The organism is Microbacterium paraoxydans, assembly GCF_018224615.1.
GTDB classification, from domain to species: Bacteria; Actinomycetota; Actinomycetes; order Actinomycetales; family Microbacteriaceae; genus Microbacterium; species Microbacterium paraoxydans_B.
In genome coordinates, this window is record NZ_JAGTUK010000003.1 from 30,552 (window position 1) to 45,888 (window position 15,337).

The 15,337-nt window shown below is 70.9% G+C and carries 15 protein-coding genes; 9 read left to right on the forward strand and 6 right to left on the reverse strand.

What is annotated here, in order from left to right; translation table 11 throughout:
* The first annotated feature begins 121 nt into the window (after nt 1-121).
* The gene (locus tag KE274_RS10305; RefSeq protein ID WP_211543472.1) at nt 122-703 is read left to right on the forward strand and encodes an NADPH-dependent FMN reductase; all 582 of its coding nucleotides are present in this window, start codon (nt 122-124) and stop codon (nt 701-703) included.
* Between the two features lie 23 nt (nt 704-726).
* Here the strand turns inward: KE274_RS10305 and KE274_RS10310 are convergent, their stop codons facing one another.
* Nucleotides 727-1,590 (reverse strand): DUF72 domain-containing protein, encoded by an 864-nt coding sequence (locus KE274_RS10310; protein ID WP_211543474.1) that lies wholly within the window; start codon nt 1,588-1,590, stop codon nt 727-729.
* A 102-nt stretch (nt 1,591-1,692) separates the two neighbouring features.
* Here KE274_RS10310 and KE274_RS10315 point away from each other — a divergent pair, with 102 nt between their 5' ends.
* A complete protein-coding gene (locus KE274_RS10315) occupies nt 1,693-1,902 on the forward strand; it encodes a hypothetical protein (protein ID WP_211543476.1) in 210 nt (69 codons plus the stop codon).
* A gap of 465 nt (nt 1,903-2,367) precedes the next feature.
* Entirely contained in the window at nt 2,368-2,751 is a 384-nt protein-coding gene (locus KE274_RS10320; protein WP_211543478.1) for a hypothetical protein, read from the forward strand.
* Between the two features lie 100 nt (nt 2,752-2,851).
* Here the strand turns inward: KE274_RS10320 and KE274_RS10325 are convergent, their stop codons facing one another.
* Genes KE274_RS10325 through KE274_RS10335 form a run of 3 tightly spaced genes read right to left on the reverse strand, consistent with a single transcriptional unit; the run spans nt 2,852 to nt 8,630 of the window.
* Nucleotides 2,852-6,310 carry an error-prone DNA polymerase gene (locus KE274_RS10325; protein WP_211543480.1) on the reverse strand — a complete coding sequence of 1,153 codons (3,459 nt, stop codon included), beginning with the start codon at nt 6,308-6,310 and terminating at the stop codon, nt 2,852-2,854.
* Entirely contained in the window at nt 6,310-7,848 is a 1,539-nt protein-coding gene (locus KE274_RS10330; protein WP_211543482.1) for a DNA polymerase Y family protein, read from the reverse strand. Before KE274_RS10330 ends, KE274_RS10325 begins: the two co-directional genes overlap by 1 nt.
* A complete protein-coding gene (locus KE274_RS10335; RefSeq protein ID WP_211543484.1) occupies nt 7,845-8,630 on the reverse strand; it encodes a hypothetical protein in 786 nt (261 codons plus the stop codon). The genes KE274_RS10330 and KE274_RS10335 overlap by 4 nt, the downstream gene beginning before the upstream one ends.
* 131 nt (nt 8,631-8,761) lie before the next feature.
* On the opposite strand from KE274_RS10335, the gene KE274_RS10340 reads away from it, so the two are divergent.
* From KE274_RS10340 to KE274_RS10365, 6 genes are all read left to right on the forward strand, one after another.
* Entirely contained in the window at nt 8,762-9,232 is a 471-nt protein-coding gene (locus KE274_RS10340; RefSeq protein WP_211543486.1) for a prepilin peptidase, read from the forward strand.
* 48 nt (nt 9,233-9,280) lie between these two features.
* Nucleotides 9,281-9,493: a hypothetical protein gene (locus KE274_RS10345; RefSeq protein ID WP_046749348.1), complete on the forward strand. Its 213-nt coding sequence runs from the start codon at nt 9,281-9,283 to the stop codon at nt 9,491-9,493.
* Complete coding sequence (locus KE274_RS10350; protein ID WP_211543488.1) at nt 9,486-10,103, forward strand: CYTH domain-containing protein; 618 nt, start codon at nt 9,486-9,488, stop codon at nt 10,101-10,103. Before KE274_RS10345 ends, KE274_RS10350 begins: the two co-directional genes overlap by 8 nt.
* A gap of 62 nt (nt 10,104-10,165) precedes the next feature.
* Nucleotides 10,166-11,326, forward strand: coding sequence for a type III polyketide synthase (locus tag KE274_RS10355; RefSeq protein ID WP_249186295.1), 1,161 nt, complete (start codon nt 10,166-10,168; stop codon nt 11,324-11,326).
* Nucleotides 11,323-12,045: a methyltransferase domain-containing protein gene (locus KE274_RS10360; protein WP_211543490.1), complete on the forward strand. Its 723-nt coding sequence runs from the start codon at nt 11,323-11,325 to the stop codon at nt 12,043-12,045. The genes KE274_RS10355 and KE274_RS10360 overlap by 4 nt, the downstream gene beginning before the upstream one ends.
* Nucleotides 12,032-13,153, forward strand: a complete 1,122-nt coding sequence (locus KE274_RS10365; protein WP_211543492.1) for an FAD-dependent oxidoreductase — start codon at nt 12,032-12,034, stop codon at nt 13,151-13,153. Before KE274_RS10360 ends, KE274_RS10365 begins: the two co-directional genes overlap by 14 nt.
* Nucleotides 13,154-13,208: 55 nt before the next feature.
* On the opposite strand, the gene lpdA is transcribed toward KE274_RS10365, so the two are convergent.
* Both lpdA and KE274_RS10375 read right to left on the reverse strand, forming a co-directional pair.
* Nucleotides 13,209-14,606: a dihydrolipoyl dehydrogenase gene (gene lpdA / locus KE274_RS10370; protein WP_211543494.1), complete on the reverse strand. Its 1,398-nt coding sequence runs from the start codon at nt 14,604-14,606 to the stop codon at nt 13,209-13,211.
* Nucleotides 14,607-14,615: 9 nt separating this feature from the next.
* Nucleotides 14,616-15,266, reverse strand: coding sequence for a copper resistance CopC family protein (locus KE274_RS10375; RefSeq protein WP_211543496.1), 651 nt, complete (start codon nt 15,264-15,266; stop codon nt 14,616-14,618).
* Between the last annotated feature and the right edge of the window lie 71 nt (nt 15,267-15,337).

Here is a 15,337-nt window from a genome sequence, read left to right on the forward strand (position 1 = left end):
CTTCGCGATCCGCCCGCCGGAGCGCGGGCAGACCGTCGATTCTGCCCCGGTGTGGGGGCCTTGCGGCAAGCCCCCACCGCGGCGATATCCTGGAAATGCAGGGAGAGACGGGGGACTCACCATGACCCATCGGATCGGCTACCTCATCGGCAGCCTGGCATCGGACTCGATCAACCGCACGCTCGCGAAAGCCCTAGTACGTCTCGCGCCGTCGAACCTGGAGCTGGAGGAGATCCCGATCCGCGATCTCCCGCTCTACAACCGCGACGACGAGCTCGACCCGGTCGAGGCGGTCACGGTGTTCAAGCGCGCCGTGGAGAATGCCGAGGGCCTGCTGTTCGTGTCGCCCGAGTACAACCGGTCGATCCCCGGCGCGTTGAAGAACGCGATCGACTGGGGTTCTCGCCCCTGGGGCCACAACTCGTTCGCCCGCAAGCCCAGCGGGATCATCGGCGCCTCGACCGGGGCGATCGGCACGGCGGTGATGCAGTCGTCGATGCGCAGCGTGCTGAGCTTCCTGAACGCGCCGCAGCTGAACGCGCCGGAGGCGTACATCACGTTCCGGCCGGAGGTGTTCGGTGCCGACGGCGAGGTGCACGACGAGGGCACGAGGGACTTCCTCGCGCACTACATGGAGGAGTACGGGGCGTTCGTGGAGCGGGTGCTGTCGCTCACCGCCCCGGGTCACGTCGGCGACCGCTGAGTCTCACGGCCGTCAGCCCTGGATCATCCCGGTGGCGCGTCGACGAGCGCGCGCAGGGCGAGGGCGTCGTGGGGTGCATGTCCGCGGGCGTCGTTGTCGAAGTAGACGAACACGTCGCGCGGACGGCCGTCTTCCGCGCCGGTTCCGTCGGCCCAGGCGCGAATGAGCGTGGCCCATTCGCGCAGCTCGGCTCCGGTGTAGCCGCTGTGGTAGAGCATGCGAGCGCCGTGGAGCCGGATGTACACGTGGTCGGCGGTCAGGGCGTCGAAGCGGGGCCAGCGCCCGGCCGTGTCGGCGACCACGAGGGCGGTGCCGTGCGCCTGCAGCAGTTTCAGGCTTGCCGGGTCGGCGAAGGTGGCGGAGCGCGGCTCGAGCGCGTACCGCAGCGGGCGGTCGGTGTCGATCTCCAGCCAGGCGCGATCGCGGAGGCGCTCGTCGTGGCGGCGGGCAAGGTCGAGCGCTTCGCCGGTGGTGCGCGGGAGGCTGTCGAGGAACGACTCCAGCAGCGCCGGTACGAACTTCTGGCGCTCGGGCAGCTGCCACAGGATCGGGCCGAGCCGGTCGCCCAGTGCCAGCACCCCGGAGGCGAAGAAGTTCGCGAGGGCTTGCTCGACCGCGCGCAGGCGCAGCATGTGCGTGACGTAACGCGAACCCTTGACGGCGAACACGAAGTCGTCCGGCACGCTCGACGCCCACGCGCGGTAGCTCTGCGGGCGCTGCAGCGAGTAGAACGATCCGTTGAGCTCGACCGTGGGGAACCGTTCCCCGAGGTACTCCAGTTCGCGCCGCTGCGGGAGACCGCGCGGGTAGAAGTCGCCGCGCCATCGGGCGTAGCGCCAGCCCGAGACGCCGATGCGGACGCGCCCGGTGACGGGAGGCGCGCTCACGGCAGGGCCCGTTCCGGTGTGTGCTGCGCGACCGTCAAGCCCCTTGCCGCGACACGACCGGTGTTGCAGGGTGGGGGCATCCGACGTGAGAGAGGAGACGCGATGTCCCTGAGCGACCAGCCGATCGACGAGGCCAAGCCCGAAGCCGACCTGCAGGAGCAGGAACGGCCGGATCTGGAGGTGCCGGACGACCCGGAGGTGACGGTTCCCGCCGACCCCGACGTGCACTCGGCCGAGGCGGACCCCGCGGATGCCGTGGAGCAGCACCTGGAGGTTCCGCTGGACGACGACCTCGACGACGAGGCCCTGTAGCGCGGAGGCAGCGTCCCGCGGCAGCGTGCGGACCTCTCGCGACCGACAGGTGCCGGGTGGTCTCGGATGGTTCGCGTCGAGGTGGTCATGATGGGCGACGCTAACCCCCGCACTGCCGTGTGTGGGCCGGGGTTGACCATGGCCGTCGGCGCAGCTAGCGGTGGCGCTCGGGAGACCGGAGGTCTCGGACTCGAGCTGATCGCGCGGGGTATGCCCTCTCGACCGGACCGCCCCAGCACGGTGCTGTCGAGAGGGCTCACCGTCCTTCCCGGACGGTTGGGGAGGCGGCGAAACTTCCGCTGCTCTCGACGGCTGATTCCCCCAGTCCTCAGCCTGTAGCCCCCGCTACGAAGAGCAGAATATCGCTTAATCGCCGTGTCCGCCATTTGGGGGACAAAGAAAGTTGCGAAGAGGTTTTCGCGCGGGTCTCTGTCGGCCTCCGCGAGGGTTTCGTAGGGTGGGGGAATGGACAGGATGCTCGTCTTCGCCGGCCAGATCGCACTCCCGCTCGGGCATCGCGTCGAGGTGACCGAGCACACCGGCGGCGACGACTCCGAACCTCTCGTGCTCTCGGTGGTCGACCTCGACACTGGCATCCGGTACCGGCGCGGCGAAGAGTTCCGTGGTGCCGTGTCGCGGTGGATCGGACGGGTCTTGGAGTGCACGGTCACTGTCAGCGGTGGGGTGACGCGCACGGCGCTGCTCGTCGATCCCGTCGGGCCCGCGGCGAGCGAGGCCGGTGTCGCGCTCCGTGGGGCGGATGCGGCGGTGGAGGCCGCGAAGGCGGAAGCCGACCGGTGGGGTGGTACGGATCGCCCGCCCGCCGAGGAGCCGGAGCGGTTCTGGTGACGCCGCGCTGATCGTCCGCGACCGCCCGCGCAGTTGGTGACGCGTCGTGTGTCGTCACGGGGCCGGCGGGCGTCCTCGAGGAGGGGCCGCGGTGGCACGGTCATCGGAAGTCCCTCGACCGGTGGGCAACCCCGGTCTGCAGGTCTTCGAAGGCGTCGGCCAGGACGTTCACCACGCCCTCGGGTGAGCGTTCGAGGATGCCGCGGATGATGAGAGCCGGTGACTCGCGGGCGATCCGTCCGAAGCGGCCCCAGACGCCGGTGGAGCAGATCACGTTGACCAGTCCGGTCTCGTCTTCGAGGTTCACGAACGTCACTCCGGCTGCTGTCGCCGGTCTCTGCCGATGGGTGACCAGTCCGGCGACCTCGATCCGGCGGCCTGTCTCGTGCTTCCGCAGGTCGGCCGCGGTCAGCACCCCCCGTGTCTGCAGCGCCGTGCGGAAGTGCGCCATGGGGTGGTCATCGATCGAGATGCCCGTGGCCCAGAGATCGGCCGAGAGCCGCTCGTAGCTGGTCTGGTCGGCGAACAGCGGCGGCTGCACCGCCACGGTCGTCCCGGGCAGGAAACGGGAGCGGTCGTCGGCCGCGGCCCCGGCCAACCAGATCGCCTCCCGTCGTTCGAGGCCCAGGCACGCGAAGGCGCCGGCGGTCGCGAGGGCCTCCAGCTGTGCGGCCGTCGCATCGGTCCGCCGCACCAGGTCGTGGAGGTCGCGGTAGGGGCCGTGGGCCTCGCGCTCGGCGACGATCCGCTCCGCCATGGGCACGCCGATCCCGCGGATGCCGCTGAGTCCCAGTCGCACCGCGAACCGTCCGTCCCGCCGGTGCGCCGCGGATTCGTCCGGCGCGCTCCGGTCGAAGCGCAGCACCTCCGGTTGCGGGTCGGCCAGACAGCTCGCCCTGCCCGTCGGCCCGCTGCCGGCGTCTGCGGCGAGAGGCTCCAGCAGTTCGGTGGCGCCGGACAGATGCAGATCGGGGCGTCGCACCTCCACGCCGTGCCGTCGGGCATCCGCCGTGAGGGTCGCGGGGGAGTAGAAGCCCATCGGCTGCGACCGCAGCAGCCCGGCGAGGAACGCCGCCGGGTAGTGCAGTTTGAGCCATGAACTCGCATAGACCAGGAGGGCGAACGACAGGGAGTGCGACTCCGCGAAGCCGAAGTTCGAGAACGCCTGGATCTGCGCATAGATGCGATCGGCCGCGTCGTCCACGAGCCCTCGCCTGGCCATCCCCGCGTAGAGCTTGTCCCTCACCTTCTCGATCTTCTCCAGTCCGCGCTTGGACCCCATCGCTCGCCGCAGCAGGTCCGCTTCGTCGGCGGTGCAGTCACCCACCGCCGTGGCCATCTGGATCAGCTGCTCCTGGAAGATGGGGATGCCCAGGGTGCGCTTGAGGATGTCCTCCAGATCGCTGTGCGGGTAGGGGATCGTGAACTCCACGGGCGGCTCCCCCCTGGCCTCCCGCTCCCTGTTCTCCTCGTCCGTCCGGTCCTTCGCCATCTTGCGCCGCACGAACGGGTGCACCGCACCGCCCTGGATGGGGCCGGGACGGATCAGGGCGATCTGGATCGCGAGGTCGTAGAAGCGGCGAGGTTGCAGGCGGGGGAGCAGGCCGATCTGCGCACGGGACTCGACCTGGAACACCCCGATCGAGTCGGCGCGGCACAGCATGTCGTACACGCCGGCCTCCTCTTTCGGCAGGGTCTCCAGCGTCCACTCCTCACCCGTGGCTTCCCGCACGATGTCGAAGCAGTGCTGCAGGGCGGCGAGCATGCCGAGGCCGAGCAGGTCGAACTTCACCAGTCCCATGAAAGCGGCGTCGTCCTTGTCCCACTGGATCACCGTCCGGTCCTCCATACGGGCGTGCTCCACCGGGACCACCTCGCCGACCGGGCGAGCGGTGAGCACCATGCCGCCCGAGTGGATCCCCAGGTGTCGGGGAGCCTTCAGCAGCTCCGCGGCGTAGTCGAGCACGGTATCCGGGATGTCGTGCCCCTCCACCGGTTCGAGCCCTGATCCCCACCCGTCGACCTGCCGCGACCACGAGTCCTGCTGCCCCGGCGAGTACCCCAGGGCTCTGGCCATGTCGCGGATCGCGTTCTTCGGCCGGTACTGGATGACGTTCGCCACCTGGGCCGCCCGTTCCCTGCCGTACTCCTGATACACCCACTGGATGATCTCCTCCCGGCGCCGCGAATCGAAGTCCACGTCGATGTCGGGCTCCTCCGTGCGGGTGGTGGCGAGGAACCGTTCGAACGGGAGCCGGTAGAGGATCGGGTCGACCGCGGTGATGCCCAGCAGATAGCACACCGCGCTCGCCGCGGCGGAGCCCCGCCCCTGGCAGAGGATCCCGCGGCGACGGGCCTCGGTGACGATCCCGTGCACGATCAGGAAGTAGCCGGGGAAGTCCTTCTCCTCGATCACGTCGAGTTCGCGCTCGATGCGGCGATGGCCGTCGGCGTCCAACCGCGGATACTTCGTCGGCACCGCCTCCCAGACCAGGTGTCGCAACCAGCTCATGGGTGTGTGCCCGGGCGGCACGTCCTGTCGGGGAAGGGCAGGACGCGCCATGCGCAGCGGGAAGGCGGAGGCGGAGGCGAGCTCCAGCCCGTACGAGATCGCTCCGGGATAGCGAGCGAAACGCCTCGTCATCTCGGCGCCGCTGCGCAGGTGGGCTCCGCCGTGCGCGGGCAGCCAGCCGTCGAGCTCGTCCATGCTGCGCACCGCCCTGACTGCGGCAACGGCCTCTGCGAGCGGAGCTTGCGCGGGCCGGGCGTAGTGCACGTTGTTGGTGGCCACGACGGGCAACCGCATCCGCCGGGCGAGTTCGGCGAGAGTGTCGTTGCGGCGGGTGTCCAGGGGCTCTCCGTGGTCGAACAGCTCCACGGCGACGTTGTCGCTGCCGAACAGGTCGACGAGGCGGCGCAGCGGGGTGGCGGCGTCGCCGGCGTCGAGCCCGCGGCGGACCGCGCCCTTGCGGCAGCCGGTCAGGATCGTCCAGTGCCCGTCCGCGCGTTCCGCCAGGTCGTCGAGGTCGTACACGGGCCGCCCCTTCTCCCCACCCCGAAGTTGCGCGGCGGTGATCGCGCCCGATAAGCGGTGATACCCCTCCATGCCGCGGGCGAGCACGAGCAGATGCTCGCCGGGAGGGTCGGCGGCACCCTGCGGTGCGAGCGGCAGGTCGAGCGACAGTTCGGCCCCGAACACGGTCTGCAGCCGTACCTCCATGTGCTCCGCGAGCTCGGCGAAGCGCGCGGCGCCGTAGAACCCGTCGTGGTCCGTGAGCGCGAGGGCGCTCAGGCCCAGACTCTCGGCTTCGGCCAGCAGGTCTTCGGGGGAGGAGGCGCCGTCGAGGAAGGAGTAGGAGGAGTGCGCATGCAGCTCGGCGTAGGGCACGGCGTCGTCCGGCCGCTTCGGAAGGACGGGAGGGAGGCGCTTGCGGCGTCGGCTCACAGGTCCCGGGTCCGAACGCCGACCAGAGGGGGCGGCCACGGGTGGTGCGGTCGGTTCTCCGCTGAGGGTGCGTTCGAGCTGATCCCAGCTCAGCGGCGGGTTGTGCCAGCCCATCAGCGGTACCTCCCTTCGGCCCACCAGCGCTCGCCGGCATGGAAGACCAGCCAGGCGCGGTCGCGGTCGTCGACGATCTGGAGTCGATGTCCGCGCTTGCCGCCGCCCGGGGACCAGCGACGTTCCTGCACCGGCCACGGCCCCGCCCACGCCTGCACCCCGGCACCGTCGATGCGGGCGGGGTCGTTCGACAGCGCCCCGCGGTCGTCCACCGTGAGGATGCTCCCGTCGACCCCCACGACACCGACCGGGCGGGGAGGTCGGAAGACCTCGGACGGCAGCGGATCGGGGAGGCTTCCCGGCCAGGGCGACCCCGGGTCTCGCGGAGGCACCACGCGTTCGCCCCACGGAGTGAGTACCTGACGGTCCGCGAGCCAGCGCCCGCCGGACACGGCTGCCGTGACCACCCCTTCGTGTCCGAGCATGGTCTGGACGCGGGAGACGGCGTGGTGCAGGCGCTCGTCGGTGCCCGATCCGAAGAGCCCCGGTTGATGGTGCGCCGCATCGTCCACCGCGACGGGGAGGATGCGCACCGCCGCGATGCCGCCGAACGCCCTGGCCTCGTCCACGGGCTCCCGTGCGGAGAGCGCCGCCAGGGACTCCAGTTGCCAGCGCACCCGGTCGACGAGGTCGGAGGCGTCGAAGCAGGTCGGGTGCAGCCAGGTGCGGGAGAAGACCTCTCCGCCGTCGTCGGTCAGGTCGATCCGCACCTCGGTGCAGACGACCGAGGCATCGGCGAGGGCGAGCAGTACCGCATCGGCTGTCTGCCGCACGGCGAAGGCCACCTGGTCGGCGCCGCCCAGCGGGGTGTCGAACTCGATGCTCCGCGCCAGCTCGGGGTCGGGCGGCCGCGGCGTCAGCGGGCGGGAGTCGGCGCCGGAGGCGAGAGCGTGCATCCGAGCGCCCTGCTCCCCGAAGCGGTCGCGCACATCGAGCGGGTCGAGCGCGGTGAAGTCGCCGAGGGTGCGCACCCCGAGCCGCAGCAGGAGTCCGCTGAGCTGTTCGTCGCGGAGCACCTGGACGGGGTACGGCGACAGGAACTCCCGGGAGGCGCCGGGTGGGACCACGGTGCAGGCGGCCGTTCCCCGCGCGGCGATCTCGGCCGTGAAGGGACCGTCGGCTACCCCGACGCGCACCTCGGGGTAGCCGGCTTCGGCAAGGACCGCGGAGAGCGCCGCCGCCGCCTCGGCCTCGCCTCCGTGGTATCGGGAGATGCCCCTGGCGCGCAGGATCGCGAGGCCGGGGCGCAGCAGCGTGACCCCGGGGGCGTGCTTCTCGATGAGCTGCAGCACGGGGGCGAAGGCCCGTTCGTCCTTCCCCGGGTCGTGGGGGAGTACCCGTAGCGACGCGAGGAGTCCCTGGGCGACGCGGCGGCGCTGACCGATGCGGATGCCGTGGGCCCGCGCCGAGGCAGTGCACGCGACGACCGTGTTCGCTTGCACGAGGGCGGTCGGGGGATGCGGGTGCCCGCCGCCGAGGGCCGCCCGCAGTGGCCAATCCGGGAACCACAGCACCAGGACGCGGAGGGGAGCGTTCATCCTGCCTCCGCCCAGAAGAGAAGCTCCGACGGGGCGGAGGCGTCCGAGGCCTCCGGTTCGACGCGCAGCGGGGGCAGCGCGGCGAGCTCGGTCCCCGCGGTCTCGACCGCGCCGTGTCCGCCGGGGAGCCGCACCCGCACACTCGAGGCGCGCGGACTGTGCCTCGTGCGTGCGGTGACCGTCACCGTGCAGTCGGAGAGCAGGCCCCACCCCTCTCCGAGTCCGTGCCAGTCGGGGTCGTGCAGACGGATGGTGCCTTCGCTCTGCGCCCAGCGACCCGCTCCCGGTTCCTCGGCGACGAGCAGGGTGGAGCCGCGGTCGCGCAGGCGGGCGCTCAGCCGAGCGACGTCCGCATCCCGCGCCCTCGACTCGGGCTGCACGACGATCAACGGCACCACTTCGGCGAGGGCGGAGGTCACGGCCAGCCAGCGCTCGCCGGGGGACGGGACGAGGATGAGCCGGGTCAGGTCGATCCCGTAGGCAGCGGCCGCCTCCACGCCGAGGGTCGGCATGCCGATCACCGCGCACCAGTGCCCTTTGGCCGAAGCGCCGCTGAGCAGCGCCAGCACGAGCGCGGGAGAGGGAGACACGGTGTAGGAAGTGCCGGTCTGGAGCCCTTCCTCCGGTAGCAGCGTGGCGAAGGCCGGGTCGAGGGGGAGCAGGGTGTGTTCGCTGCGCCGCCGCTGCATCCGGCTGATCTCGCGGCGCAGTCGCAGCACCTCTCCGGCGCGAGTGTCGCTGGTCGGAGAGAGCGCGGTCATCGCATCGAGCCCGATCCCCATGCATCCATCCTCGAAGATATGTACGAATAAAGCAAGTGACGTGAATGACGCTAATTCGTACATCGGACATCCGTGCTCACCTCGTCCACAGGGCGTCGTCGGCACCGCCGAGGCTCGCCTAGCCTGCCCTGATGGATCTCCGCCTCGCGCTCATCGGACTGATGCACGGTGCCCTGCTCGGGGTCGGCGGGTGGCTGGTCGTGGTCGATGCCCGCACGCACCGCCTTCCCAACCGCATCGTGCTGCCCACGCTGGCCGCCCTGCTCCTGCTCGTGGTCGTCGATGCGGTGGCGACGGGTCAGCCGCAGCCGATGACCCGCGCGTTGCTGGGCGGCCTCGTGCTCGGCGGCTTCTACCTGACGCTGCGCGCGATCAGCCGCGCCGGCATGGGGGGCGGCGACGTCAAGCTCGCGGCGGTCATCGGTCTTCTGCTCGGATGGCACGGCTGGACGGCGCTCGCGATCGGCGCGGCGTCCGCGTTCGTCCTCGGCGCTCTGTACGCGCTCGTGCTGATCGCACTCCGTCGTGCCGACGGCGGGACCAGGATCGCCTTCGGGCCCTGGATGATCGCAGGGGCCGTCCTCGGGGTCCTGATCGGCTGAGCGGCCGGGCGCTGCGCGAAGGGGGGAGGTCGGGACTACTCTGAGCACATGGCACTCGCACGACTTCACGGCGGCCCGCTGGACGGGCAGATCATCCCCCTCGGCGATGCGGACGACAAGCTGATCGTCCCTTACAGCGAGACGCAGGTGGTGTACAACCGCCGCGGCGAGCCGCAGAACACGGGTGAGGGCGATGGTCCGACCGAGGTCGACTACTGGTTCGAGGAGTCTCTCGAAGACCTCACGCTCGAGGATGACTGAGCCCTCCCGCACGGTCGAGGTCGAGCGCACTTACGACGTCGACGACGACACGCCGCTTCCGCGCTGGGAGGCCGTCCCCGGGGTCGACGCGGTGTCGTCCGGTGAGCATCGCGGCCTCGACGCCCACTACCTCGACACCGCCGATGGCGCGCTCGCGCGCTCGGGCGTGGCGCTGCGCCGTCGCACCGGCGGGCCGGACGAGGGGTGGCACGTCAAGGGCCCGCGTCAGGGCGACGGGCGGCTGGAGCTGGGGTGGCCGCTCGGTGACACCGGCGAGGCCGTTCCCGCCGCGGTCGCCGAGGCGGTCTCCGCGTGGACGACGGCTCCGCTCACGCCGCTCGCGCGTATCGAGAACGACCGCACCGCCTACCTGCTCACCGGGCCGCATGGCGTCGTGGCGGAGTTCGTGGACGACCGCGTCCGTGCCACCGATGTGCGTCGCGGCATCCGTCGTGCGTGGCGCGAGTGGGAGGTGGAGCTCGGTCCCGCGGCGCCCGCCGATGAGGCAGGGCGTGCGGCCCTTTTCGCTGCGGTCGAGAGCGTGGTCCGTGCTGCCGGGGCGCGCGACGCGTCCTCCGATTCGAAGCTCGCCAGAGCGCTCGGGTTCTAGGCGGGCGACGCTCCGGGCGCAACCCCTTTTCCCCGGGGCTCGCCGAGTGATTGAGTGGGCCCATGAGCCGACCGCCTGTGCTTCGATCGCTGCAGACGATCGTCCCCGAGACCGTTCTCGTGCAGGAGCAGGTGCGCGACGTCTTCGCCGCGCAGCCGGGGCTCGGTCGGCTCGCTCAACGCATCGTCTCCACCTCGTTCACGGTGTCGGGCATCGATACGCGGCACACCGTGATCGACGAGCTCGCCGAGGATGCGGAGCCGGATGAGCCGCTGTTCTACGACCGCCGTTCCGGGCTCCTCCTCGCGCCGGGCACCAAGGCCCGCAACGACTACTACACGCGCGAGGCCTCGCGTCTCTTCGTAGCGGCCGCTGGCCAGGCGCTCGACGCGGATCCCGACGTCACCGCGGCCGATGTGACGCACGTGATCACCGTGTCGTGCACCGGGTTCCACGCTCCGGGGCCCGAGTACGAGATCGTGCGGGGGCTCGGGCTGTCCGATGCGGTCCAGCGCTACCACCTCGGCTTCATGGGCTGTTACGCGTCGATGCCGGCCCTGCGGGCCGCGGCCCAGTTCTGCCTGGCCGATGAGAACGCGGTGGTGCTGGTGGTGAGCGTGGAACTGTGCACGCTGCACCTGCGCTCCTCGGAAGATCCGGACACCATCGTGGCGTCGTCGCTGTTCGCTGACGGTGCCGCGGCGGGCATCGTCACCGCGCGCGACCTCCCGAGCGCCGTGCCCGCGCTGCGGCTGGACGGCTTCCATACCGCGATCGTCCCCGAGGGGGTGGACGACATGGCCTGGACGATCGGCGACTCCGGATTCGAGATGATCCTGTCCACCGCGGTGCCGCAGATCATCGGCGAGTCGATCATCGGGGCGCTGCGCCCGCTCTACGCGCGCGAGGACGGCCTGGCCGAGGCATTCGCCGCCGGGCGGGTGGGGGATCGGGTGCGCCACTGGGCGATCCACCCCGGCGGTCGCAGCATTCTCGATCGGGTGCAGGAGCGCATGGCGCTGAGCGACACCCAGCTGCGTCCCGCGCGCGAGACCCTCCGCGAGTACGGGAACATGTCGAGCGCGACGGTGCTGTTCGTGTTGAAGCGGATCCTCGAACGTGAGGGCGCGGAGGCGGACGACCGCGTGGCGGCGATGGCGTTCGGCCCTGGCCTGACAGCCGAGAGCGCGCTGCTGACCGTGGTCGCCCCGGCGGCCTCGTGAGCGTGGACCTGCGGGTCCGTGCGACCGAGGTGCGTGAACTGATGGACGATCCGCACGCGGACGAGGAGATGCTCGGACGGACCTATGAGCGTTTCGGCGCGGTGAACGCGGTGGTCTCCCGTCCCGGCCGGCTCTACCGGCGCGACATCCGCCCGCGCGCGGCTCTCCGTCCGATTCGCATCCTCGACGTCGGTGCGGGCGGCGGTGATCTGTGTCGCTTCCTCGTGCGACGGCTGCGGCGCGACGGGCTCGAAGCGGAGGTGACGGCCCTGGATGCGGACGAGCGCGCGATCCGGTGGGCGTCGGCACACGACGACGGCGCGGGCATCCGTTACCGGTGTGCGCTGTCGACCGACCTCGTCGACGAGGGCGACCACTACGACGTCGTGCTGTCGAACCACGTGCTGCATCACCTCGACGCCGACGAGTTCGACACCGTGCTGCGTGACACGCGTGCGCTCGCGGGGCCGGGTGGACTGGTCTCGCATCACGACATCGCCCGCAGCCGTCTGGCGTATGCGGCGTTCGCGAGCGCCACGTGGCCGCTGTCGCCCACTTTCCTGGCTGGGTCGTTCATCCGGGTGGACGGTCTGCGCAGTATCCGGCGTTCGTACACCGCGCAGGAGCTGGCCGCGGTGGCGCCGTCGGGCTGGACGGTGCACCGTCACGTTCCCGCGCGACTGGAGCTGCGGTGGGAGGCGCCGCATGCCGGATCATGACGTGGTGGTGGTCGGCGGCGGTCCCGTCGGACTTCTGTTCGCGTGCCTGGTGGCGCAGGACGGCTGGCGCGTGCGCGTGTACGAGCAGAGGACGGAGCCGGGCGGGCGGACACGTGCCATCGGCATCCACCGGCCGGGGCTCGATGCACTCGATGCGGCCGGGGTCGGCGCCGAGGTGCGGGGGGAGGCCCTCCGGCTGTCAGGTGGCGAGGTGCGCAGCCGGGGGCGCCGGCTGGCGTCGTTGACCTTCACCCCGGATCGGCCGATCCTCACGCTGCCGCAGCCGCGCACAGAGGAACTGCTGCGCGATCGGCTGCGCGGCCTGTGCGGCGATGCGCTGCAGCTGGGCTCGATCGTTCGGACGGTGCGCGACGATGGCCCTGTCGTGCGGGTCGGCGTCGAGGGGCCGGACGGGCGGCGGGAGGAGACGGCCGCGCTTGTCGCGGTCGCCGACGGGGTGCACAGCTCGCTGCGTCGAGCGTTCGGGGTCGAGTGGGTGCGGCGCCCCGGGAGGGCGCGGTACGCGATGCTCGACGTCGAGGCGTCGACGATGGATGACCGCGCCGTGCTGTACTTCGAGCCGGACGGTCTCGTCGAATCGTTCCCGCTTCCCGGCGGCCATCGGCGGTGGGTGGTCCGGGAGCCTCCCGGCCGGTCGGTGGAGACCGGGGCGGAGCTGGCGGCGATCGTCGCGGCCCGTACGGGGGAGCGGGTGACGACGGATCCCGGGGTTCCGGTGTCGTCCTTCCTGGCGTCGCAGCATGTCGCGCGGCGGCTGCACCGGGGGCGTGTGGTGTTGCTGGGGGATGCCGCGCACGAGGTGAGTCCGATCGGCGGCCAGGGCATGAATCTCGGCTGGGCGCACGCGCTGCGGTTGACCGCGGCCCTCCGTGGCACAGAGGCGGGCGAAGTTCCCGACCTCGACGCGTTCGCCCAGCGCGCTCGGGCGTCCGCGGCGCTGGCGCATCGTCGGTCGGCGTTCTTCATGGCGATGGGCGCTCCCGCACCGCCCCCTGTCGTCGCGGGGAGGGAGAGCGTCGTGCGTCTTCTGGGTTCGCCGCCGCTCCGCCGCTGGACGACCGGGCTCATCACGATGCGCGGCCTGTGACGCACGAAGGCCCGGTCCGCCAGCGCGGACCGGGCCTTCGTCGAGTGCGGGCCGATCAGAAGTTGATCATGTGACCGGCGAGGCCGTGGAAGCCTTCCTGCAGCGCCTCCGACAGCGTCGGGTGGGTGTGCACGTTGCGGGCGAGCTCGAGCGCCGTCAGGTCCCACTTCTGCGCGAGCGTGAGCTCGGGCAGCAGCTCCGACACGTCGGGGCCGATCATGTGCGCGCCGATGAGCTCCAGGTGCTCGGCGTCGGCGATGAGCTTCACGAACCCGACGGGCTCGCCCAGGCCGTGCGCCTTGCCGTTGGCCATGAACGGGAAGGTCGCGACCTTGATCTCGCGCCCCTCGTCCTTCGCCTGCTGCTCGGTGAGACCGAACGACGCGACCTGCGGGGAGCAGAACGTGGCGCGCGGCATCATCCGGTAGTCGCCCAGCGTCATGGTCTCGGCGCCGCCGATGGTCTCGGCCGCGACGACGCCCTGCGCCTCGGCCACGTGGGCGAGCTGCAGCTTGGCGGTGACGTCACCGATGGCGTAGATGCCCTCGACGTTCGTGCGCATGTGGTCGTCGATGTCGATCGCGCCGCGCTCGGTCAGCTTCACGCCGGTGTTCTCGAGCCCGAAGCCCTCGACGTTCGGGGCGAACCCGACCGACATGAGCACCTTGTCGGCCTCGATCGAGCTCTGCTGGCCGTCCTTGGCCGTGTACGTCACGGTGACCGACGAGCCGTTGTCGACGACGGACTCGACCTTGGTGGAGGTGAGGATGTCGACGCCGTAGTTCTTGTACTGCTTCGTGATCTCCTTCGACACGTCGGCGTCCTCGTTGGGGAGCGCGCGGTCGAGGAACTCGATGATGGTGACCTTCACGCCGTAGTTCGTCATCACGTAGGCGAACTCCATGCCAATCGCGCCGGCGCCGACGATCACGATGGACTTCGGCAGTTCGCGCGAGAGGATCTGCTCCTCGTACGTGACCACGTTGTCGCTCAGCTGCACGCCGGGGAGGAGGCGCACCTTCGAGCCGGTCGCGATGATCACGTTGTCGAACGTGACCTCCTCGGTGGTGCCGTCCGACTTGGCGACCGAGATCGCCTTCGGGCCGGTGAAGGTGCCGCGACCGTCGTACTCGGTCACCTTGTTCTTCTTCATGAGGAAGTGGATGCCCTTGACGCGCCCGTCGGCGACGACGCGGCTGCGGTCGAACGCCTTGCCGTAGTCGATCGTGAAGTCGCCGGAGATGCCGAAGAAGTCGGCCTTGTGCTTCAGGGTGTGCGCGAGTTCCGCGTTCTTCAGGAGTGCCTTCGAGGGGATGCAGCCGACGTTGAGGCACACACCACCCCAGTACTTCTCCTCGATGATCGCGGTGGACAGGCCGAGCTGTGCGCTGCGAACCGCAGCGACGTATCCGCCAGGACCTGCACCAAGGATGACGACGTCGTAGTGTGGCATGCCTTAAGCCTATCGCTCGGTGGGAGCGTCGGAATCGGACGGAGTGCCACCGCCGCGACCACGCATGGCCAGCCAGACGGCGACGCCGATCACGATCAGGACCGCGAGGATCACGAGGACCCAGACCCACGCCGATGCGCCGGGGTCGTCGGGCGTCGCGGCGGGTGCGGTGGGCTCCGGTGTCGCGGTCTGCTCTCCCGGGGTCGCGGTGGCGGGCGCCGTGGGGGGAGCGGCTGTCGGCGCGGTGGTCGCCGCGTCGTCGCCGGTCGTGACCGTGAAGGCGAACTCGCCGGAGGTGGGATGCCCGTCACTTGAGACCACCTTCCACACCACGCGGTAGGCGCCCGCAGGGCCGGTGCCGCTGAGCGGTTGCGTGACGATGGCCCCGTCGACGGTGGCCGGGCCCTCGGCGACGTTCGCGCCGGAGGGGTCCGTCACGACCACCTCGGTCGCTCCCTCGCCGTCGATCAGCTTCGCGCTGAACGTGAGGGTGAGCTCGGCGGGCAGTGTCTCGACCGACGAGTCCGCCGCCGGCGACGACGACACGAGGGCGTCATGGGCCGAGGCGGAGAGAGGGGAGACAAGCACGAGGAAGGCGGCGAGGAGAGCTGCCGCGAGAGCGATCGGAGTGGCCGGGCGGCGCAGGGCTTTGGTCTTCACGCCTCCACCCTATGAATCACCGGTATGCGGCGGCTGAGTGCGAAAGCGACCTCCCCGGCGGCCCGCGGCAT